Source organism: Streptomyces sp. cg36, assembly GCF_041080675.1.
In the GTDB taxonomy this organism is placed as follows: Bacteria; Actinomycetota; Actinomycetes; order Streptomycetales; family Streptomycetaceae; genus Streptomyces.
Genome location: NZ_CP163520.1, coordinates 5,393,480 through 5,414,923, shown reverse-complemented (window position 1 = coordinate 5,414,923; position 21,444 = coordinate 5,393,480). Strand labels below are relative to the sequence as shown.

The 21,444-nt window shown below is 71.9% G+C and carries 18 protein-coding genes and 1 pseudogene; 14 read left to right on the top strand and 5 right to left on the bottom strand.

All coding sequences use genetic code 11. The features are described 5' to 3' along the window. Positions 1-82: 82 nt before the first annotated feature. The 3 genes from AB5J87_RS23905 (at position 83) to AB5J87_RS23895 (ending at position 3,541) form a co-directional block, all read left to right on the top strand. The gene (locus AB5J87_RS23905; RefSeq protein WP_369379135.1) at positions 83-1,480 is read left to right on the top strand and encodes an MFS transporter; all 1,398 of its coding nucleotides are present in this window, start codon (positions 83-85) and stop codon (positions 1,478-1,480) included. Between the two features lie 404 nt (positions 1,481-1,884). Next, positions 1,885-2,901, top strand: coding sequence for an aldo/keto reductase (locus tag AB5J87_RS23900; RefSeq protein WP_369379134.1), 1,017 nt, complete (start codon positions 1,885-1,887; stop codon positions 2,899-2,901). A gap of 52 nt (positions 2,902-2,953) precedes the next feature. Next, entirely contained in the window at positions 2,954-3,541 is a 588-nt protein-coding gene (locus AB5J87_RS23895) for a TetR family transcriptional regulator (protein ID WP_369379132.1), read from the top strand. Positions 3,542-3,801: 260 nt separating this feature from the next. Here the strand turns inward: AB5J87_RS23895 and AB5J87_RS23890 are convergent, their stop codons facing one another. Genes AB5J87_RS23890 through AB5J87_RS23880 form a run of 3 tightly spaced genes read right to left on the bottom strand, consistent with a single transcriptional unit; the run spans position 3,802 to position 6,628 of the window. Beyond that, a complete protein-coding gene (locus tag AB5J87_RS23890) occupies positions 3,802-4,743 on the bottom strand; it encodes a hypothetical protein (RefSeq protein ID WP_369379130.1) in 942 nt (313 codons plus the stop codon). Beyond that, the gene (locus AB5J87_RS23885) at positions 4,740-5,393 is read right to left on the bottom strand and encodes a response regulator (protein ID WP_369379129.1); all 654 of its coding nucleotides are present in this window, start codon (positions 5,391-5,393) and stop codon (positions 4,740-4,742) included. The genes AB5J87_RS23890 and AB5J87_RS23885 overlap by 4 nt, the downstream gene beginning before the upstream one ends. Beyond that, entirely contained in the window at positions 5,381-6,628 is a 1,248-nt protein-coding gene (locus tag AB5J87_RS23880; protein ID WP_369379127.1) for a histidine kinase, read from the bottom strand. Before AB5J87_RS23880 ends, AB5J87_RS23885 begins: the two co-directional genes overlap by 13 nt. A 176-nt stretch (positions 6,629-6,804) precedes the next feature. Between AB5J87_RS23880 and AB5J87_RS23875 the strand changes: the two genes are divergently transcribed. Continuing rightward, the gene (locus tag AB5J87_RS23875; RefSeq protein ID WP_369379125.1) at positions 6,805-7,197 is read left to right on the top strand and encodes an LPXTG cell wall anchor domain-containing protein; all 393 of its coding nucleotides are present in this window, start codon (positions 6,805-6,807) and stop codon (positions 7,195-7,197) included. A gap of 132 nt (positions 7,198-7,329) precedes the next feature. On the opposite strand, the gene AB5J87_RS23870 is transcribed toward AB5J87_RS23875, so the two are convergent. After that, on the bottom strand, positions 7,330-8,712 hold the full coding sequence (locus AB5J87_RS23870) for a glycine--tRNA ligase (RefSeq protein ID WP_369379121.1): 1,383 nt from the start codon (positions 8,710-8,712) through the stop codon (positions 7,330-7,332). 168 nt (positions 8,713-8,880) lie between these two features. On the opposite strand from AB5J87_RS23870, the gene AB5J87_RS23865 reads away from it, so the two are divergent. The 10 genes and pseudogenes from AB5J87_RS23865 to AB5J87_RS23820 all read left to right on the top strand — a co-directional run bounded on the left by AB5J87_RS23865 (position 8,881) and on the right by AB5J87_RS23820 (position 20,480). Further along, positions 8,881-9,837 carry a metal ABC transporter substrate-binding protein gene (locus tag AB5J87_RS23865; RefSeq protein ID WP_369379119.1) on the top strand — a complete coding sequence of 319 codons (957 nt, stop codon included), beginning with the start codon at positions 8,881-8,883 and terminating at the stop codon, positions 9,835-9,837. 41 nt (positions 9,838-9,878) lie between these two features. After that, positions 9,879-10,637 carry a metal ABC transporter ATP-binding protein gene (locus tag AB5J87_RS23860; RefSeq protein WP_369379118.1) on the top strand — a complete coding sequence of 253 codons (759 nt, stop codon included), beginning with the start codon at positions 9,879-9,881 and terminating at the stop codon, positions 10,635-10,637. Between the two features lie 2 nt (positions 10,638-10,639). After that, complete coding sequence (locus AB5J87_RS23855) at positions 10,640-11,533, top strand: metal ABC transporter permease (RefSeq protein ID WP_369379117.1); 894 nt, start codon at positions 10,640-10,642, stop codon at positions 11,531-11,533. A 58-nt stretch (positions 11,534-11,591) separates the two neighbouring features. Then, entirely contained in the window at positions 11,592-12,014 is a 423-nt protein-coding gene (locus AB5J87_RS23850; RefSeq protein ID WP_369379116.1) for a Fur family transcriptional regulator, read from the top strand. Between the two features lie 568 nt (positions 12,015-12,582). Next, positions 12,583-13,218: a ScbR family autoregulator-binding transcription factor gene (locus AB5J87_RS23845; protein WP_369379114.1), complete on the top strand. Its 636-nt coding sequence runs from the start codon at positions 12,583-12,585 to the stop codon at positions 13,216-13,218. Positions 13,219-13,708: 490 nt separating this feature from the next. Next, positions 13,709-15,477, top strand: a pseudogene (locus AB5J87_RS23840) (biotin carboxylase N-terminal domain-containing protein). Between the two features lie 11 nt (positions 15,478-15,488). After that, entirely contained in the window at positions 15,489-17,345 is a 1,857-nt protein-coding gene (locus AB5J87_RS23835; protein WP_369379113.1) for a 2-oxoacid:acceptor oxidoreductase subunit alpha, read from the top strand. Positions 17,346-17,382: 37 nt separating this feature from the next. Continuing rightward, positions 17,383-18,435, top strand: a complete 1,053-nt coding sequence (locus AB5J87_RS23830) for a 2-oxoacid:ferredoxin oxidoreductase subunit beta (RefSeq protein ID WP_369383533.1) — start codon at positions 17,383-17,385, stop codon at positions 18,433-18,435. An 84-nt stretch (positions 18,436-18,519) separates the two neighbouring features. After that, on the top strand, positions 18,520-19,203 hold the full coding sequence (locus tag AB5J87_RS23825) for a sensor histidine kinase (RefSeq protein WP_369379112.1): 684 nt from the start codon (positions 18,520-18,522) through the stop codon (positions 19,201-19,203). A gap of 50 nt (positions 19,204-19,253) precedes the next feature. Continuing rightward, the gene (locus tag AB5J87_RS23820) at positions 19,254-20,480 is read left to right on the top strand and encodes a cytochrome P450 (RefSeq protein ID WP_369379111.1); all 1,227 of its coding nucleotides are present in this window, start codon (positions 19,254-19,256) and stop codon (positions 20,478-20,480) included. Positions 20,481-20,585: 105 nt separating this feature from the next. Here AB5J87_RS23820 and AB5J87_RS23815 read toward each other — a convergent pair whose 3' ends face one another. Further along, positions 20,586-21,431 carry an NAD(P)H-binding protein gene (locus AB5J87_RS23815; RefSeq protein WP_369379109.1) on the bottom strand — a complete coding sequence of 282 codons (846 nt, stop codon included), beginning with the start codon at positions 21,429-21,431 and terminating at the stop codon, positions 20,586-20,588. Between the last annotated feature and the right edge of the window lie 13 nt (positions 21,432-21,444).

Sequence of the window (21,444 nt, the reverse complement as noted above, 5' to 3'; positions counted from 1 at the left end):
TCCCGCACCCTCCCCCTCACCCGCCCCGGCACGCGCTTCCTCCCCCGCCCGAACCGCCTCCCCCGCGGCCCCCGCCGTCCCCGTGATCCACCACGACGGCACGGCGATAGGGCCGCTCGGGCTCTTCACCGTGCTGCTCGGCGCGGCCCTGCCACTGATCGACTTCTTCATCGTCAACGTCGCCCTGCCCGCCATGGAGAAGGACCTCGCGGCGGGCGCGGCCACCCTGGAACTGGTCGTCGCGGGCTACGGCGTCGCCTACGCCGTCCTGCTCGTCCTCGGCGGACGGCTCGGCGACACCGCCGGGCGCCGCCGCCTCTTCCTCATCGGCATGGCGGGCTTCGGCCTGACCTCGCTCGCCTGCGGCCTGGCGCCCACCGCGTGGACGCTGGTGGCGGCCCGGGTCGCCCAGGGCGCGACCTCCGCGCTGATGCTGCCGCAGGTCCTCGCCACCATCCAGGCCACCACCGCGGGCCCGCGCCGGGCGCGCGCGATGAGCCTGTACGGGGCGACCGCGGGCCTGTCCATGGTCGCCGGGCAGATCCTCGGCGGCGTACTGGTGGCCGCCGACATCGCGGGCAGCGGCTGGCGCGCGGTGTTCCTGGTCAACGTGCCCGTGGTGGTGGTCGGGCTGTTCCTCGCGGTCCGGAGCGTCCCCGAGACCCGCTCGGAGCGGCCCGCCTCGGTCGACGTGCCCGGCACGCTCCTCCTCGCCCTCTCCCTGATCAGCCTCCTCCTGCCGCTGACCGAGGGGCGCGCGGCCGGGTGGCCGCTGTGGACCTGGATCTCGCTCGCGGTCTTCCCGGTCGCGGCCGTCGCCTTCTTCCGCACCGAACGCCGCATCGACCGGCGGGGCGGTACGCCGCTGGTCCCGCCGAGCCTGCTGCGCCTGCCCTCGCTGCACCGGGGCCTCGCCCTGATCGTGCCGTTCTCGATCGGCTTCAGCGGCTTCATGTTCGTGATCGCGGTCGTCCTCCAGCAGGGCCTGCGGATGGGCCCGGTGTCGGCCGGGCTCGCGCTGGTGCCGATGGCGGTGGCGTTCTTCGCCGCGTCGCTGGCCGGGCCGCGGCTGATCGGCCGGTACGGCAGCCGGGTCGTCACCACCGGCGGCCTCATCCAGTTCGTGGGCATCGCCGTCCTGATCGTGACCGTCCGGCAGGGCTGGCCGGACCTGGGGATCGCCGCGCTGGCACCCGGGGTCGCGCTCGCCGGACTCGGCCAGGGCCTCCAGCTGCCGGTGCTGTTCCGGATCGTGCTGTCGGACGTCCCGACCGACCGGGCGGGCGTGGGCAGCGGGGTCATGGTCACCACCCAGCAGTCCTCCCTGGCCCTCGGCGTCGCCACCCTCGGCAGCCTCTTCCTCTCGCTGGCCCCCTCGATGGGCACGCGGGACGCCCTGGCGGTGACCCTGCTGGTGCAGCTGGCGGGCGTGGCACTGACGGTCCTGCTGAGCCTGCGGCTGCCGAAGAGGGTGGGGTGAGGGGCTGAGGGGTGGCGGGTGACGGGTGGCCACTGACCACTGACAGGTGACGGATGACAGGTGACGGGTCACGGGTGGCGGGCGACAGGTGACAGAGGGGTGCTGGCCACTGACAGGTGACGGATGACAGAGGGGCGCTGGCCACTGACAGGTGACGGATGACAGAGGGGCGCTGGCCACTGACAGGTGACGGATGACAGAGGGGCGCTGGCCACTGACAGGTGACGGATGACAGAGGGGCGCTGGCCACTGACAGGTGACGGGTGGCAGAGGGGCGCTGGCCACTGACAGGTGACGGGTGGCAGAGGGGCGCTGACAGATGACAACTGACAGATATTGAAATCTGTCATCTGTCATGCGACAGTAGAGAAGCACACCCCCCGTCCCCTAAGGAGTGACCCACCATGCGCACCCGCACCCTCGGCACCACCGGCCCCCAGGTCTCCGCCCTCGGCCTCGGCTGCATGGGAATGTCGGCGCTGTACGGCGAGGCCGACCGGGCCGAGTCCATCGCCACCATCCACGCCGCGCTCGACGCGGGCATCACCCTGCTCGACACCGGCGACTTCTACGGCATGGGCCACAACGAGCTGCTGATCGGCGAGGCGCTGCGCAGCGCGCCGGCCGCCGCCCGCGAGAAGGCCCTCACCAGCGTCAAGTTCGGCGCCCTGCGCGACCCGGACGGCGGCTGGGCCGGGTACGACGGCCGCCCGGCAGCGGTCAAGAGCTTCGCCGCGTACTCGCTCCAGCGCCTCGGCGTCGACCACATCGACGTCTACCGCATCGCCCGGCTCGACTCGGACGTCCCCGTGGAGGAGACCGTCGGGGCCATCGCCGAACTGGTCGAGGCCGGACACGTACGGCACATCGGGATGTCGGAGGTGGGCGCGGAGAGCCTGCGCCGGGCGGCTGCCGTGGCCCCGATCTCCGACCTCCAGATCGAGTACTCGCTGATCTCGCGCGGCATCGAGGCCGAGATCCTGCCGACCGCCAAGGAGCTCGGCATCGGCATCACCGCGTACGGGGTGCTCTCGCGCGGTCTGATCAGCGGCCACTTCACCCGCGACCGCAAGCTGGCGGCCAATGACTTCCGCGGGATGAGCCCGCGCTTCCAGGGCGAGAACCTCGACCGCAACCTGGATCTGGTGGACGCGCTGCGCAAGGTCGCCGAGCACCAGGGCGTCTCGGTCGCGCAGATCGCCATCGCCTGGGTGATGGCGCAGGGCGAGCGGTTCGGCGCGGACGTGGTGCCGCTGGTCGGCGCCCGGCGCCGGGACCGGCTGGCCGAGGCGCTGGGCGCGCTCGACGTCACGCTCGGCGCCGACGACCTGGCCGCGATCGAGGCGGCGGTTCCGGCGGGCGCGGCCTCCGGCGACCGTTACCCGGCGGCGCAGATGGCGCACCTGGACAGCGAGCACTGAGTTGTCCACAGGCCCGGACCGGGTGGCGGACACGGCGGGTAACGTCAAGGTCATGAGTACGGAACCACTGACCGCCGAGCGCATCCTCGAAGCGACCGAGGAGGTGCTGCGCCGCCACGGCCCGGCGAAGGCCACCGTCGTCGACGTCGCCCGCCAGCTCGGCGTCAGCCACGGCAGTGTCTACCGCCACTTCCGTACGAAGGCGGCGCTGCGGGAGGCGGTCACCAAGCGCTGGCTGGACCGTACGACGCTGCGCCTGAGCTTCATCGCGGACGACGAGCAGCGCGCCCCCGCCGAGGCGCTGCACGAGTGGCTGGCCGCGCTGTTCGAGGCGAAGCGGCACAAGGCGGGCGACGACCCCCAGCTGTTCGCGACGTACGAGGTGCTGCTCGCGGAGAACAGCGAGGTGGTGGACGAGCACATCACCGAACTGGTGGGCCAGATCGGCCAGATCGTCCACGCGGGCGTGGTGCGGGGCACGTTCGCGGCGCTGGGGCCGGACGAGTCGGTGGCCCGGGGCGTCTTCGACGCGACGAGCCGCTTCCACGACCCGGGATACGCACAGCAGTGGCAGCACCCCGGCATCCAGGGCGAGTTCGAGGCGGTGGTGGACCTGCTGCTGCGCGGCCTGCGGGCGTAACCCACCGACGCCCACGAGCGCGTGGCCTCACCGGGCCACCGGGCCACCGGGCCACCGGGCCACCGGGCCACCGGGCCACCGGGCCACCGGGCCACCGGGCCACCGGGCCACCGGGCCACCGGGCCACCGGGCCACCGGGCCACCGGCTGGATCGTCCCACCGGCCGGACTGGGCAACCGAACGGAGGCCGTCCCGGCCGGACCGGGCCACCGCGCGCAAGCCGCTGCCACCGCCCCCGGCGTCCGGCTCCCTCCCCCGCGCTAAGGCGCGACGTACCCCAGCGTCGCCGTGCCCGAGCTGCACGAGAGGGTGATGACGCGGTCCGATCCCGCGTCGATGACGTTCTCGTCGATCTCCCTGGCGCCCGAGCCCGTCTCGCCCTCGACGCGGTAGCGGGTTCCGGCCGGGACCGCGACGGCGACGCTGCCCGAACCGGCCCCGGCGTCCACGGACCGCGGCGGGCTGACGAACTCCAGCTCGGCGCGGCCGGACCCGGTCCGCACCCGGGCCCGGTCGGATCCCAGCGCCGCCGCGCTGAGGGAGCCGGAGCCGACGGAGGCGCTGAGCGGGCCGCGCACGCCGTACAGCCGGACGCTGCCCGAGCCGCCCCGGATGTCCAGCGGGCCGGTGAGGCCGCTGACCCGGACCGTGCCGGAGCCGCCGCGCACCGTGAGCGCGACTCCCTCCGGGACGGTCAGGTCCAGCTGGACCGAGCAGCCGAGGCTGGTGACGGCGAGCCTGCCGTCGCACTCGGGCCGCAGTTTGAGGGTGTCGCCGTCCCACTCCTTGCGGACCCTGGGCTTGCGCAGCGACCAGGACAGCCGTTCCTGGATGCGGACCTTGCCCTCCGTCCCGGGGCCGACGCTGAGTTCGGCGCTGCCGGAGTCGACCTCGACGGCGGTGACGCGGTGCCGCTCGCTGGTCTCGAAGGACGTGTAGCTCCTGCTCTGGCGGGCGTACTGCGCGTACACCTCGACGCACACCGGCGCCACCACGAACAGGGCGCTGAGGACGGCCACCAGGATCCACCTCCCCCGGTGGCGGGGCCGGTCCACGACCCCGGTGGGGGCGCTCCCGCCCACCGCCCGACCGGTCGTGGCACCCCCGCCCGCGGCGCCCCCGTCCGCGATCAGCTCGCCGGTGGCCCGGTCGTCCGCGGCCCGGTCGCCCGTCGTCCGCCCGATCGTCGTCCGCCCGTTCATGACCCGCCGTCCAGGAACCGCAGTACCGCGAGGACGCGGCGGTGGTCGCCGTCGGCGACCGGCAGGTCGAGCTTGGCGAAGATGTTGTTGATGTGCTTGGCGACCGCGCTCTCGCCGACCACCAGCTGCTCGGCTATGCCCGCGTTGGAGCGGCCCTCGGCCATCAGGGCGAGGACTTCGCGCTCGCGCGGGGTGAGCCGCTCCAGCGGGTCGTTGCCGCCGCCACGGCGCAGCAGCAGCTGCGCGACGACCTGCGGGTCCAGCGCGGTGCCGCCGTTGGCGACGCGCTTGAGGGCGTCGATGAACTCCTCGACGTCGGCGACCCGCTGCTTGAGGAGATAGCCGATGCCGCCGGTCTGCGCGGTGAGCAGATCGGCCGCGTACCGCTCCTCCACGTACTGGGAGAGCAGCAGTACGGCGGTGTCCGGCCATTGCTGACGGATCATCAGAGCGGCCCGGACGCCCTCGTCGGTGAAGCCGGGCGGCATCCGGACGTCGACGAGCGCCAGGCGGGGGCGGTGCTCCTCGACGGCGGCCAGCAGCGCCTCGGCGTCCTCGACCTCGGCGGCGACCTCGAAGCCCGCCATCTCCAGGACCTTGGCCAGTCCGATCCGCAGCAGGACCAGGTCTTCGGCGATCACAGCCCGCACGGCAACTCCACAGTGATGACAGTCGGGCCCCCGAGGGGGCTGTTGATCCGGATGGTTCCGTCCACGGACCCTACGCGTTTGACGAGGCCGCGCAGTCCGGTGCCGCCCGCCGCGTCCGCGCCGCCGCACCCGTTGTCGCTGACGGTGACGCGCAGCAGGTCCTCGTGGCGCCGGACCCGGACGGAACAGCGGGTGGCCGCGGCGTGCTTGGCGACGTTGGCCAGCGCCTCGGAGACGACGAAGTAGGCGACGGCCTCGACGGTGGGCGACGGGCGGCGGTCGATGTCGACGGTGAGTTCGACGGGCAGCGGGGCGCGGGCGGCGATGCCGGAGAGCGCCGCGTCCAGGCCGCGGTCCTCCAGGACGGCCGGGTGCAGGCCGCGCACCAGGTTGTTGAGCTCCTCGATGGCTTCCTTGGCCTCGCGGTGCGCCTCGTCGATGACGGCCCTGGCCTCGGGCGGCAGGTCGGTGAGGGTGGCGCGGGCGAGGCCGAGGTTCATGGCGAGGGAGACCAGGCGCTGCTGGGCGCCGTCGTGCAGGTCGCGCTCGATGCGGCGGCGTTCGGCGTCGGCGGCGTCCAGCACCCCGGCCCGGCTCTCGGCGAGCGTCTCCACGCGCCGCTCCAGCTCCTTGGCCCGGTTGGGGCCGAGGAGGACGGCGGCGGCATGGGCGTCGAGGCGGGCGGCGGCGGCGGCGAACCACGGGGTGGTGAGCAGCAGGAGCACCCCGCCGACGGTGAACAGCACGTACGAGTCGGTCCAGCCCGGGAGCGGGGCGCCCAGCGGCAGCGCCCACACCCAGGAGAAGACGAGGGCGCCGCCGATGCCCGCCGCCCAGGCGCACACCACCAGCACTCCGGCGGCGGCGGCGAGCGGGGCGACGAGCAGGTGGTAGCCGTACTGGCGCCAGGTGGACTCCGAGCGCAGCCGCTCGACGAGTCCGCGCCGGCTGAGCCGTCGGTTGCGCCGGGCGACGCGCGGCACGTCAAGACCGAGCAGCGACCAGAAGCGGCTGCGCTGCAGGACGGTGAGCAGCGGGCTGAGCACGAGGACGAAGAGCAGGGCGCTGGGGGTGTGGCCGGGCGCGATCACCATGTACGTGATCGCGCCGGCGGCGGGCAGCGCCAAGGGGACGCCGGCCACCGAGAACGCGGTGTTCCGCCAGGCCCACGCCGACCAGGGGGCGTGTGCGGCGGTCCAGTCGTACGCACGCCGCAGCGGGCCGGGAGTTGCCATGTACATACGGTAGATGCCCAGGTCGGGGGCGTGCCATCACGCTGCTGCCCGGCCGGGGGTATAGCTGGCACCACCCCCGGTCCGGACGGCCGCGCTACTGATTCCCACGGCTCGGCGGGCCAGTCTTGTCGTCGTGCCCGGGGGAACGCCCTCCGGCCGGAAGGAGACCCGCCCCCATGACTCTCGTCGCCCCGCAGATCCGGATCCGCAGGCCGCGGCTGGCGACCCTGCTGGCGGGCGCCGGGATCGCGCTGGTGCCGTGGATGGCCGTGCTGACGAGGACCCTGCCGCAGACGGCGGAGGTCTCGAACTGGGCCACGGCGTGGGTGGGTCTGGACGCGGCGCTGGCCGTGGGGCTGGTGGGGACCGGGACGCTGCTGCGGCGCCGGGACCCGCGGGTGTCGCCGCTCGCCGCGGCGACGGGGGCGCTGCTCCTGATGGACGCGTGGTTCGACGTCACGACGTCGGCGCCGGGTCCCGAGCTGACGACGGCCCTCGTGCTGGCCGTGTGCGCGGAGCTGCCGCTGGCGGTGGGGTGCGCGGTGGTGGCGGTGCGGCGGGCCGCCTGACCCACGGCCCCGGGGGGGGCAAGAGCCGAGCCCCGTACCGCCTGACGGGCGGTACGGGGCTCAGCCACGTGCGGCGCGGTCCGCGGGGAGGCGCGGGGGCGCTCCTCCGCGGCCCGCGGGCGGACCGGAGGGTCAGCAGCCCAGCAGTCGGCTGCCCAGGTAGGACTGGATCTGGTCCAGGGAGACGCGCTCCTGGGACATCGTGTCCCGCTCGCGCACGGTCACCGCGTTGTCGTCGAGGGTGTCGAAGTCGACGGTGACGCAGAACGGCGTGCCGATCTCGTCCTGGCGACGGTAGCGGCGGCCGATGGCGCCCGCGTCGTCGAACTCGATGTTCCAGTTCTGCCGCAGGTCGGCCGCCAGGCCCTTGGCCTTCGGGGAGAGCTGCGGGTTGCGCGAGAGCGGCAGGACCGCGACCTTGACCGGCGCCAGGCGGGGGTCGAGGCGCATCACGGCGCGCTTCTCCATGACGCCCTTGGCGTTCGGCGCCTCGTCCTCGCTGTAGGCGTCGAGGAGGAAGGCGAGCATGGAGCGGCCGACACCGGCGGCGGGCTCGATGACGTACGGGGTCCAGCGCTCACCGGCCTCCTGGTCGAAGTACGACAGGTCGCTGCCGGAAGCCTTGGCGTGCGCCGAGAGGTCGTAGTCGGTGCGGTTGGCGACGCCCTCCAGCTCGCCCCACTCGCTGCCGCCGAACTGGAAGCGGTACTCGATGTCGGCGGTGCGCTTGGAGTAGTGGGAGAGCTTCTCCTTCGGGTGCTCGTACCAGCGCATGTTCTCCTCGCGCAGGCCGAGGCCGGTGTACCAGTTCCAGCGCTCCTGCATCCAGTACTCCTGCCACTTCTCGTCCTCGCCCGGCTTGACGAAGAACTCCATCTCCATCTGCTCGAACTCGCGGGTGCGGAAGATGAAGTTGCCGGGCGTGATCTCGTTGCGGAAGGACTTGCCCATCTGCGCGATGCCGAACGGCGGCTTCTTGCGCGAGGTCAGCTGGACCTGGGCGAAGTTGGTGAAGATGCCCTGCGCGGTCTCCGGGCGCAGGTAGGCGACGGAGCCGCTGTCCTGGGTCGGGCCGAGGTGGGTGGCGAGCAGGCCCGAGAAGTTCTTGGGCTCGGTGAAGGTTCCCTTGTTGCCGCAGTTGGGGCAGTTGAGGTCGGCGAGACCGTTCGCCGGCTCCTTGCCGTGCTTCTCCTCGTACGCCTCGATCAGGTGGTCCGCGCGGAACCGCTTGTGGCAGGAGGTGCACTCGGTGAGCGGGTCGGTGAAGGTGGCGACGTGGCCGGATGCCTCCCAGACCTCGGTGGCCAGGATCACCGACGAGTCGATACCGACGACGTCCTCGCGCGCGGTGACCATGTAACGCCACCACTGGCGCTTGAGGTTCTCCTTCAGCTCGACACCCAGCGGCCCGTAGTCCCAGGCGGCACGCTGACCACCGTAGATCTCGCTGCAGGGGTAGACGAAGCCACGGCGCTTGCTCAGGTTGACGATGGTGTCGATCTTGTCGGCGGCCACGTTGCTCTCTTCATTACGACGACGACGAACGGCGAATGCCTCAGATTAGCGGCGGCCTCCACCCCCGGATCAAATCGGTATCCCGCCCGGCATCCCCGCACCGCCCGGAGGGGGTCCCGGGACCGGGCTTGTTGACAATCGTTTCCACTTTTGTTGAAAATGACTGTCATGAACGTACGACGCCTCATACCCGCCGCCGTCCTGTCCACCGCCGCCGTACTCGGCCTGAGCACCCTCACCGCCTGCTCGGGCTCCTCGTCCGCCGCGGCCCACAAGGACGGCAAGCTGGACGTGGTGGCGTCGTTCTACCCGATGCAGTACCTGGCCGAGCGGATCGGCGGCGACCACGTCGCGGTCCGCAACCTCACCAAGCCGGGCGTCGAGCCGCACGACCTGGAGCTCAGCCCCCGCCAGACCGCCTCCCTCGGCGAGGCCGACCTGGTCGTCTACCTCAAGGGCATCCAGCCCGCCGTGGACAAGGCCGTCGCCCAGTCCGGCGCCAAGCACACCGTCGACGCGGCCACCCTGACCGCCCTGGAGGACCACGGCACCGAGGTCGGCCACGACCACGAGGGCGAGGAGCACCACGGCGACAGCGAGGCAGGCGCCGACCCGCACGTGTGGCTGGACCCGGTCAAGTACGCCGAGGTCGCCAAGGGCGTCGGCAAGGCGCTCGCCAAGGCCGACCCCGGGCACGCGGCCGACTACGAGAAGAACACCGCGACCGTGGTCAAGAACCTCGGGACGCTGAACGAGAAGTTCGCGGCGGGTCTGAAGACCACCGCGACCAGGACCTTCATCACCACCCACTCCGCCTTCGGCTACCTCGCCGAGCGGTACGGCCTGGTCCAGGAGGGCATCGCGGGCATCGACCCCGAGGCCGAGCCGAGCCCGGCCCGGGTCCGCGAGCTCCAGTCCATCGCGAAGAAGGACCACGTCAACACGGTCTTCTTCGAGACCCTGGCCAGCGACAAGACCGCCCGGACCCTCGCCGGGGACACCGGTCTCAGGACCGACGTCCTGGACCCGCTGGAAGGCATCACCGACAAGTCCAAGGGCGCCGACTACCTCCAGGTGATGGAGTCCAACCTCACCGCGCTCCAGAAGGCGCTCGGTGCGAAGTGAGCGATCCCCAGTCCGCATCCGGCGCATCGGAGGCATCTGCGATGGAACCCGTCATATCCCTGACCGGGGCCACGGCCACCCTCGGCTCGCGTCCCGTCCTGCGCGGCGTCGACCTGACCGTGCGGCGCGGCGAGGTCGTCGCCCTGCTCGGCGCCAACGGCTCCGGCAAGTCCACCGCCGTCCGCTCGGTCATCGGCCAGGTGCCGCTGACCGGGGGCCGCGTCGAGCTGTTCGGTACGGAGCTGAAGCGCTTCCGGGAGTGGGCGCGCGTCGGCTACGTGCCGCAGCGGACCACCGCGGCCGGTGGCGTGCCCGCCACCATCCGCGAGGTCGTCGCCTCCGGCCGGCTCTCCCGCAGCAGGCTGGGGCTCCTCTCCAAGGCGGACCGCGCGGCCGTGCGCCGGGCCATCGAGCTCGTCGGCCTAGCCGACCGCGCCAGGGATTCGGTCAACGCGCTCTCCGGCGGCCAGCACCAGCGGGTCCTGATCGCCCGCGCGCTCGCCTCCGAGCCCGAGCTGCTGATCATGGACGAGCCGATGGCGGGCGTCGACCTGGCCAGCCAGGAGATCCTCGCCGAGACCCTGCGCGAGCAGGTGGCGGGCGGTGCGACCGTCCTGCTCGTCCTGCACGAGCTCGGCCCGCTGGAGCCCCTGATCGACCGCGCGGTGGTGCTGCGCGACGGCTGCGTCACCCACGACGGCCCGCCGCCCAAGGCCACCGGCCAGCACGCCCTGCCCGGCCACGACCACGTCCACCCCCACTCGGCCGCCGAGCCGATCCGCACAGGACTGCTGACCTGATCATGGAAATCCTCCAGACCGCCTTCATGCAGCGGGCACTCATCGCGGCCGTCCTCGTCGGCATCACCGCGCCCGCCGTCGGCATCTACCTGGTCCAGCGCCGCCAGGCGCTGATGGGCGACGGCATCGGCCATGTCGCGATGACCGGCGTGGGCCTCGGCTTCCTGCTCAACAGCAGCCCGGTGTGGATGGCCACGCTCGTCTCGGTGGTCGGCGCCGTGACGATGGAGCTGATCCGGGCGTACGGCAAGACGCGCGGCGACATCGCGCTCGCCATGCTCTTCTACGGCGGCATGGCGGGCGGCGTGCTGCTGGTGAACCTCTCGGACACCGGCTCCAACGCCAACCTCTCCTCGTACCTGTTCGGCTCGCTCTCCACCGTCTCCGACTCGGACGTCACCTCGATCTGCCTGCTCGCGGGCTTCGTGGTGCTCGTCACCGTGGGGCTGCGGCGGCAGCTGTTCGCGGTGAGCCAGGACGAGGAGTTCGCCCGGGTCACCGGGCTGCCGGTGCGCGCCCTGAACCTGCTGATCGCGGTGACCGCCGCGATCACCGTCACGGTCGCCATGCGGGCCGTCGGACTGCTGCTGGTCAGCGCGCTGATGGTGGTTCCGGTGGCGGCGGCGCAGCAGATCTCGCGCTCCTTCGCGGTGACGTTCGTCCTCGCGGTGGCCATCGGCACCACCGTCACCCTGGCGGGCACGGTCACGTCGTACTACCAGGACGTGCCGCCGGGCGCCACGATCGTGCTGCTCGCCATCGGCGCGTTCATCGCCCTGACCGCGCTCGCCGCACCTTTGGCGCGAAGGCGAGCACGGCTGGCCGAAACCGCCGCGCAGCAGTGCACCCTGGAGGTACCCGGGGCGCGGACCACCGCCGACGAGGCCACGGTCTGACCCCGACCTGGCAGAATGGCCCGACGACGTGAGCGGGCGACGGTAAAGGGAGGCACCTGTGGCGACGGCTGGACCACCCGTACGCGGCCGGTCGACCAAGCAGCGGGCCGCCGTGGCGGCGGCCCTCGACCAGGTGGACGAGTTCCGCAGCGCGCAGGAGCTGCACGACATGCTCAAGCACCGCGGCGACTCGGTGGGGCTCACCACCGTCTACCGCACCCTGCAGTCGCTCGCCGACGCCGGTGAGGTCGACGTGCTGCGCACCAGCGACGGCGAGGCGGTCTACCGCCGCTGCTCCTCGGGCGACCACCACCACCATCTGGTCTGCCGGATGTGCGGCAAGGCCGTGGAGGTCGAGGGCCCCGCGGTGGAGAAGTGGGCGGAGTCGATCGCGGAGCAGCACGGCTTCGTGAACGTGGCGCACACCGTCGAGATCTTCGGCACCTGCGCGGAGTGCGCGGCCACGGGCACGGAGAAGTAGGAACCCCCTTCCCGTAGGAACCCCTTCACCGAGAGGCGGGGGCGCGGACCGGCAACGGTCCCGCCCCCGCCTCTTCGGCATGCCGTACGCGCGGGTTCAGCACGCCGTACGCACGGGTGCGGCACGCCGTACGCACGGGTGCGGCACGCCGTACGCGCGGGGCGCCCGGGCAAACATGCGGGGCCCCCGGTCGGTTAGCCGAGCCGCCCATAGCGGTTTCCCGCCGCCGGGAACGGCTGATTCCAGTCGGTGGACGAGCGGCCCACGATCGCCCCACCCGCCCCAGGAGCACCAGGCGGGGCCGAATCACGACGGTCCCCCCTCGTCCGCCCTGGTCAGCAAATCCCTTTTGACCTGCGGAAGTTCCGGCCTCGCGGTGCACTGCCCGACCCTTCCCCACCCGTACGGTCGGGCGCGTATCCGCCGGTCCACGGCCGGGGCCGAATGGCATCTTTGGGTCACTCTCGACCCGGACTAAAGAAACCGTCGGGTTGGTTTCTATACAATCTCCTTCCTGGCTCCCTTCCTCCAGAGCCACCCCTCTTCTGTGTGACAACGGAGTGACACCATGAGCAAGCAGCAGCGAGCGGAGCGGACGCGCCAGACCCTGATCGTCGCGGCGGCCGAGGTGTTCGACGCGGACGGCTTCGCGCCCTCCGCCCTCACCACGATCAGCACCCGGGCAGGCGTCAGCAACGGCGCCCTCCACTTCCACTTCGTGAGCAAGAACGCCCTGGCCGAGGCCGTCGGAGAGCACGCCATGGCGTCGCTCCGGCAGATCGCCGCACCGCGCGAGGCCGGGCACGGACGGGCCCTCCAGGTGCTCGTCGACACCTCCCACACCCTGGCCTTCCGCCTCAACGACGACGTCATCCTGCGGGCCGGATTCGGGCTGAGCGGCGACGCCACCTGGAAGGGCACCATGGACCTGCGCCAGTACTGGGCCGACTGGGTCGGCGAGGTGCTGGCCGGCGCGGCGGCCGAGGGCGCGCTCGCCGAGGGCGTCGCCGTCGAGGACGCCAAGGCGGTCATCGCGGCGACGACCGTCGGCTTCGAGGCCATGGGCCGCAGCCACCCGCGCTGGTCCTCGCGGCAGATGTTCGGCAAGTTCTGGCGGCTGCTGCTGCCCCGGCTCGCCCGCGCGGACGTCCTGGGCGCCCTCAAGCCGGAGGGCAGCCCGGGGCTGGCCGCCGCCATGCCGTAGGCGGCCTGCGGGACGGACGCGAGCAGGGGTGGATTCGTGTCCCGCCGGGGGGCGGGACACGGGTCCACCCCTGCTCGCGTGCCGGGGGTCCGGGCCCGCACCGGCGTGCGCCGGTACCGGCTTCGCCCTTCGTACGGGCTCCGCACGGGCCGGAACGGGGAATTCGCCTAATTCTGACGCACGTCCGGGAAAGAATCCGGAATTCCTCGCCCGAGAACAACCACAGAGGAACGTCAGACGAAGCACAGAGAATCTGCAAAGGAGTTACCGGGAATCCACAGACAGCCCTCCCGACCTGCGGCGGGACCCCGATTCCCGTACCCCGTACGGCGCTTGGGGCGCGACACGGCGGACGAGACGGTGGACAACTGCGGAGTAACGCCGGATACGTTCCCTCCAGGATGCTTCGAGGGTGGGACTGTACAAACCCTCACGGTGTTCCGTTCTCGATCTTTCCGAATCAGCACCCGCAAGTTGAGGAGCCGTCGTCGTGCGCAAGGTGCTCATCGCCAACCGTGGCGAAATCGCTGTCCGCGTTGCCCGAGCCTGCCGGGATGCCGGGATCGCGAGCGTAGCCGTCTACGCCGACCCGGACCGGGACGCTCTGCACGTCCGCGCGGCCGACGAGGCATTCGCCCTGGGCGGTGACACCCCGGCCGCCAGCTACCTGGACATCACCAAAGTCCTCCAGGCCGCCGCCGACTCCGGCGCCGACGCCATCCACCCCGGCTACGGCTTCCTCTCCGAGAACGCCGAATTCGCCCAGGCCGTCCTCGACGCCGCCTCACCTGGATCGGCCCCCCGCCCCACGCCATCCGCGACCTCGGCGACAAGGTCGCCGCCCGCCACATCGCCCAGCGCGCCGGCTGCCCCCGTCGCCGGCACCCCCGACCCCGTCGCCGCGCCGACGAAGTCGTCGCCTTCGCCGCAGAACACGGCCTGCCCATCGCCATCAAAGCCGCCTTCGGCGGCGGCGGACGCGGCCTCAAAGTCGCCCGCACCCTCGAAGAAGTCCCCGAACTCTACGAGTCCGCCGTCCGCGAGGCCGTCGCCGCGTTCGGCCGCGGCGAATGCTTCGTCGAGCGCTACCTCGACAAGCCCCGCCACGTCGAGACCCAGTGCCTGGCCGACACCCACGGCAACGTCGTCGTCGTCTCCACCCGCGACTGCTCCCTCCAGCGCCGCCACCAAAAACTCGTCGAGGAAGCCCCCGCCCCCTTCCTCACCCCCGAGCAGGTCACCGAGCTCTACACCTCCTCCAAAGCCATCCTCAAGGAAGCCGGCTACGTCGGCGCCGGCACCGTCGAATTCCTCGTCGGCCAGGACGGCACCATCTCCTTCCTCGAAGTCAACACCCGCCTCCAGGTCGAACACCCCGTCACCGAAGAAGTCGCCGGCATCGACCTCGTACGCGAGATGTTCCGCATCGCCGACGGCGAAGCCCTCGGCTACGACGACCCCGCCCTGCGCGGCCACTCCTTCGAGTTCCGCATCAACGGCGAAGACCCCGGCCGCAACTTCCTGCCCGCCCCCGGCACCGTGACCACCTTCACCCCGCCCACCGGCCCCGGCGTCCGCCTCGACGCCGGCGTCGAATCCGGCAGCGTCATCGGCCCCGCCTGGGACTCCCTCCTCGCCAAACTCATCGTCACCGGCGCCACCCGCGAACAGGCCCTCCAACGCGCCGCCCGCGCCCTGGAAGAGTTCACCGTCGAAGGCATGGCCACCGCCATCCCCTTCCACCGCGCCGTCGTCAAGGACCCCGCCTTCGCCCCCGAACTCACCGGCAGCCACGACCCCTTCACCGTCCACACCCGCTGGATCGAAACCGAATTCGCCAACGAGATCAAGCCCTTCGCCGCCCCGGCCGACGCCGAGGCGGACGAGGAGGCCGGTCGCGAGACGGTCGTGGTCGAGGTCGGCGGCAAGCGCCTCGAAGTCTCCCTGCCCTCCTCCCTCGGCATGTCGCTGGCCCGCACGGGCCTGGCCGCCGGTGCGAAGCCGAAGCGCCGGGCGACCAAGAAGGCGGGGTCGGCGGCGTCCGGCGACACCCTGGCCTCCCCCATGCAGGGCACGATCGTCAAGGTCGCCGTCGAAGAGGGCCAAGAGGTCAAGGAAGGCGACCTCATCGTCGTCCTCGAAGCCATGAAGATGGAACAGCCCCTCAACGCCCACCGCTCCGGCACCGTCAAGGACCTCGCCGCCGCGGTGGGCGCGTCCGTCACGTCCGGTGCCACCATCTGCGAGATCAAGGGCTGAGGAGTCTCTCGATGCTGAAGGAAGTCAAGCGTCTGGATCGGGTGATCATCCGTTTCGCGGGTGATTCGGGGGACGGGATGCAGTTGACGGGGGACCGGTTCACCTCGGAGACCGCGTCGTTCGGGAACGACCTGTCGACCCTGCCGAACTTCCCCGCCGAGATCCGGGCCCCGGCCGGGACCCTGCCCGGTGTCTCCAGCTTCCAGCTCCACTTCGCCGACCACGACATCCTCACCCCGGGCGACGCCCCCGATGTCCTGGTCGCGATGAACCCCGCCGCTTTGAAGGCCAATCTGGCGGACGTGCCGCGCGGCGCGGACATCATCGTGAACACCGACGAGTTCACCAAACGTCCCATGGCCAAGGTCGGCTATGCCACGAGCCCGCTGGAGGACGGCACCCTGGACGCCTACCGCGTCCACCCCGTGCCCCTGACCACGCTGACGGTGGAGGCGCTCAAGCCGTTCGAGCTGACCCGCAAGGAAGCCGAACGCTCCAAGAACATGTTCGCGCTGGGCCTGCTGTCGTGGATGTATCACCGTCCCACCGAGGCGACCGAGGCGTTCCTGCGCCGCAAGTTCGCCGCGAAGCCGCAGATCGCCGAGGCGAACGTGACGGCGTTCCGGGCGGGCTGGAACTTCGGGGAGACCACCGAGGACTTCGCCGTCTCCTACGAGGTCGCGCCCGCCACCCACGCGTTCGCGCCCGGCACCTACCGCAACATCTCCGGGAACCTCGCCCTGGCCTACGGCCTGATCACCGCCGCCCGCCAGGCCGACCTCCCCCTCTACCTCGGCTCCTACCCCATCACTCCCGCCTCCGACATCCTCCACGAACTCTCCCGGCACAAGAACTTCGGCGTGCGCACCTTCCAGGCCGAGGACGAGATCGCCGGCATCGGCGCGGCCCTGGGGGCCGCCTTCGGCGGGGCGCTGGGGGTGACCACCACCTCCGGGCCCGGCGTCGCCCTCAAGTCGGAGACGATCGGCCTTGCCGTGTCCCTGGAACTGCCGCTGCTGATCGTGGACATCCAGCGCGGCGGCCCCTCCACCGGCCTGCCCACCAAAACCGAGCAGGCCGACCTCCTGCAGGCCATGTACGGCCGCAACGGCGAGGCGCCCGTGCCCGTCGTCGCCGCCCGGACCGCCGCCGACTGCTTCGACGCGGCGATCGAGGCCGCCCGCATCGCCCTGGCCTACCGCACACCCGTCTTCCTGCTCTCCGACGGCTACCTCGCCAACGGCTCCGAGCCCTGGCGCATCCCCGACGCCGACGAACTCCCCGACCTGCGCGTCCAGTTCGCCACCGGCCCCAACCACACCCTGCCCGACGGCAGCGAGGTCTTCTGGCCCTACCAGCGCGACCCCCGCACCCTGGCCCGCCCCTGGGCCGTGCCCGGCACCCCCGGCCTGGAACACCGCATCGGCGGGATCGAGAAACAGGACGGCAGCGGCAACATCTCCTACGACCCCGCCAACCACGAACACATGGTCCGCACCCGCCAGGCCAAAATCGACGGCATCACCATCGACGACCTCACCGTCGACGACCCCGACCACGCGGACACCCTCGTCATCGGCTGGGGCTCCACCTACGGCCCCATCACCGCCGCCGTCCGCCGCCTGCGCCGCGACAGCATCCCCATCGCCCAGGCCCACCTACGCCACCTCAACCCCTTCCCCGCCAACCTCGGCACCATCCTCGCCCGCTACCGCAAAGTGATCGTGCCGGAGATGAACCTCGGCCAGCTCGCCACCCTCATCCGCGCGAAATACCTCATCGACACGCACTCCCACACCCAGGTCAACGGCATGCCGTTCAAAGCCGAACAGCTCGCCACCGCCGTGAAAGAGGTCATCCATGACTGACACGACCGATCTCACCGAGGTAACCGGGGTGAGTGGGGTGGCTGATGCCTCGGACCTGCTCCAGCTGGTGCCCCGGGCCGAGGCACGGCAGTCGATGAAGGACTTCAAGTCCGACCAGGAAGTCCGCTGGTGCCCCGGCTGCGGCGACTACGCCGTCCTCGCCGCCGTCCAGGGCTTCATGCCCGAACTCGGCCTCGCCAAAGAGAACATCGTGTTCGTCTCCGGGATCGGCTGCTCCAGCCGCTTCCCCTACTACATGAACACCTACGGCATGCACTCCATCCACGGACGCGCCCCCGCCATCGCCACCGGCCTCGCCACCAGCCGCCGCGACCTCTCCGTCTGGGTCGTCACCGGCGACGGCGACGCCCTCTCCATCGGCGGCAACCACCTCATCCACGCCCTCCGCCGCAACGTCAACCTCAAAATCCTCCTCTTCAACAACCGCATCTACGGCCTCACCAAAGGCCAGTACTCCCCCACCAGCGAACTCGGCAAAATCACCAAATCCACCCCCATGGGCTCCCTCGACGCCCCCTTCAACCCCCTCTCCCTCGCCCTCGGAGCCGAAGCCACCTTCATCGCCCGCACCATCGACTCCGACCGCAAACACCTCACCGACACCCTCCGCGCCGCAGCCCACCACCCCGGCACCGCCCTCATCGAGATCTACCAGAACTGCAACATCTACAACGACGACGCCTTCGCCACCCTCAAAAACCACACCGAAGAAGCCGTCATCCGCCTCGAACACGGCCACCCCATCCTCTTCGGCACCGACAACAACCAAGGCGTCACCCGCAACCCCCACACCGGCGACCTCGAAATCGTCACAGTGACCCCCGACAACCAGGCCGACATCCTCATCCACGACGCCCACGCCCCCACCCCCACCACCGCCTTCGCCCTCACCCGCCTCGCCGACCCCAACACCCTCCACCACACCCCCATCGGCATCCTCCGCAACACCCAACGCCCCGTCTACGACACCCTCATGGCCAACCAACTCGACACCGCCATCGAACAACACGGCAAAGGCGACCTGACCACACTCCTCACCGGCAACGACACCTGGACCGTGGTCGGATAGCGGCGGGACGCGCGAAGCACCCCCCATCGTTAAACCGGGTATCCGGTTTGTTAATGTCCTCCCGTCCGAGCAATGGGGGGACGCATGAGCACAGGGCTGGACTCCGTCGTGAGCGGTGGTCCGACGGGACCGTCACGCCTCGGGGCGGCGCGCCCCGGGGCGCGGGGACCCGACCGTTCCCCCCGCCCCCGCGCGCGCTCGCTCCACGACGAGCTGGGCTCCGCACTGGCCGCCGCGGCCGACCTCGTGGCGCGGCACACGGCGGAGTCCGGCGGAAGCCCGCACCTGGCCGCCGCGCGCCGGGCGCTGCGGCAGGCCATGGACATCTCCGGGCACCTCTCGGGCGGCCCCGTCCGCGCCACCGCGCTGCCCTCCCTCCTCGGCTCCCTGCGCGCGTTCACCGCGGCGGGGGCGCCCGCGGGCCTCGACGTACGGCTCTCGGCGAGCGGTGACGAACGGCTCCTTCCGGACATCTGCCGGCGCGAACTCCTGCTCGCCGTGCGGGAAGCTTTGGGCAACAGTTTCCGCCACGCGCACGCGGATCATGTGACCGTGGCCGTACGCTGCGAGGACCGCTGGGCCAGTGCCACCGTCACCGACGACGGTCTCGGATTCGACGCCGACCAGCTGCTTCTGCCCGGCCACCGATGTCCGGGCCTGCGTGCGAGCGCCGACCGGATCGACGATCTCGGCGGCCGTCTCACCGTCGAGAGCAAGCCAGGCGTCGGCACCCGCGTCGACGTCCGACTTCCGCTGCGCCCACAGTGATTCCGCGCGGCGGACCCTCCGCCCGTCCCCATCATTTTCGGAGCACCCCCATGCCCCAGCACTGCCCCATCACCATCGACACCGCCGGGACCGACATCCACGGCGAGATCGCCCGGATCCGCGAGCAGGGCCCGGTCACCCGGGTCGAGCTGCCCGGCGGCGTGGCCGCCTGGTCGGTCACCAGCACCGAGCTGGTCAAGAAGCTGATGACCGACCCGCGCGTCTCCAAGGACGCCGAACAGCACTGGCCCGCCTGGATCAGCGGGGAGATCCCGCGCACCTGGCCGCTGGCCATCTGGATATCGGTGCGCAGCATGATCACCGCGTACGGCGAGGAGCACAGCAGACTGCGCAAGCTGACCTCCCGGGCGTTCACGGCGCGCCAGACGGCGGCGCTGCGGCCGACGATCGAGCAGATCGTCGGCGATCTGCTGGACAAGCTCGCGGACGCCCCCGCGGACCGTCCGGTGGACCTGCGCAAGGCGTTCGCCGGGCCGCTGCCGGTGCAGGTCATATGCGAGCTGTTCGGCGTCCCCGAGAGCGCCCGCGACCGGCTGTGCCGGCTGATCGACATCACCTTCCTCACCGAGGTGACCGCCGAGGAGGCCGAGGCGAACGGGCGCGAACTGTACATGGCGCTCCACGAGTTCATCGCCTTCAAGCGCGCCAACCCCGGCGACGACATGACCAGCGGTCTGATAGCCACCCGCGACGAGGACGACGGCAGCGGTCTGACCGAGGTCGAGCTGGTGGACACCCTGCTGCTGATGATCTCGGCGGGGTTCGAGACCGTGGTCAACCTGATCGACCAGGCCACGCACCTGCTGCTCACCCACCCCGAGGAGCTGGCCCGGGTGCGGCGCGGCGAGGTGGCCTGGGAGGACGTGGTCGAGGAGACCCTGCGGGTGGAGCCGCCGGCCGCCCATGTGCCGCTGCGGTACGCGGTGGAGGACCTGGAGCTGGGCGGGGTGCTGATCCGCCGGGGCGAGCCGATCCTGGCCGCGCTGGCCGGGCCGGGGCGCGACCCGGAGGTGCACGAGGACGCGGAGGTCTTCGACCCGGCGCGCCCGCTGCGCCGCGAGCACCTGGCGTTCGGGCACGGGGTGCACTTCTGCCTGGGCGCGCCGCTGGCCCGGATGGAGGCGACGGTGGCGCTGGCGGCGCTGTTCGAGCGCTTCCCCGACCTGGCGCTGGCGGCGCCCGAGGAGGGCTTGGCCCAGCTGCCGTCGTTCATCTCCAACGGCCACCAGGAGCTCCCGGTCCTGCTGCGCGGCTGAGACACGCGCCTGCGGGACGCGCAACAGGGGCCCTGCCGGTGGTCGGCGGGGCCCCTGTGGCGCTCTCGGCGCGGTTCCGGTCCCGTACGGGAGCGGTTCAGGCGCTCACGCGAAGGCGTGCGCGTGGTCGCGGGCCCACTCCTCGTAGGAGCGGGCCGGGCGGCCGGTGACCTCGCGGACGGTGTCCGTGACGGAGCTCTTGGCCCCGGCGCGCTGGCGCTCGGCGCTGTGCAGCAGCGCCTCGGCCACCGCCTCGGGGTAGCGCTTCAGGAGTGCGGCGCGGGCGCGTTCGGGGCCGAGCTCCTCGAAGCGCAGCGGGCGGCCGAGCACCCGGGCCAGGCACTCGGTCTGCTGGGCGGCCGTGATGGGCGCGGGGCCCGTCAGGGCGTACTCCCGGCCTTCGTGCGCGCCCGGTTCGGTGAGCGCGCGGGCGGCCACCGCCGCGATGTCGCGCGGGTCGACGGTCGCGTTGGGCGCGTGCCCGTGGAGCGCCCGCACCACGCCGTCGGCGCGGACCGAGGGCGCCCAGGACAGGGTGTTGGTCATGAACGCCCTGGGCCGCAGCATCGTCCAGGCCGGTCCGGCCTCCCGTACGGCGCTCTCGTTCTCGCGCTGGCGGCGGGTGATGAGGTCGTCGGCGGCCGGGTCGGTGACGGCGAACGCCGACAGCTTGACCAGGTGGCGCACCCCGGCGTCGCGGGCCGCCGCCGCGAACCGGGCGTCGTCCGGCTTGCCGGGGTCGGCGGTCACCAGGAACGCCGCCCGGACGCCCCGCAGCGCCCGGTCCAGGCTGTCGCGGTCGGCGTAGGCGCCGGGCACGACCTCCACCGCCGGGCCCGTCACCTCCACGCGCTCGGGCCGCCTGGCCAGGATGCGCAGCGGGTGGTCGGCCGCGAGCAGCCGGGCGAGCGCGCCGCCCACGGTTCCGGTCGCTCCGGTCAGCAGGATCACCCTGGTCCCTCTT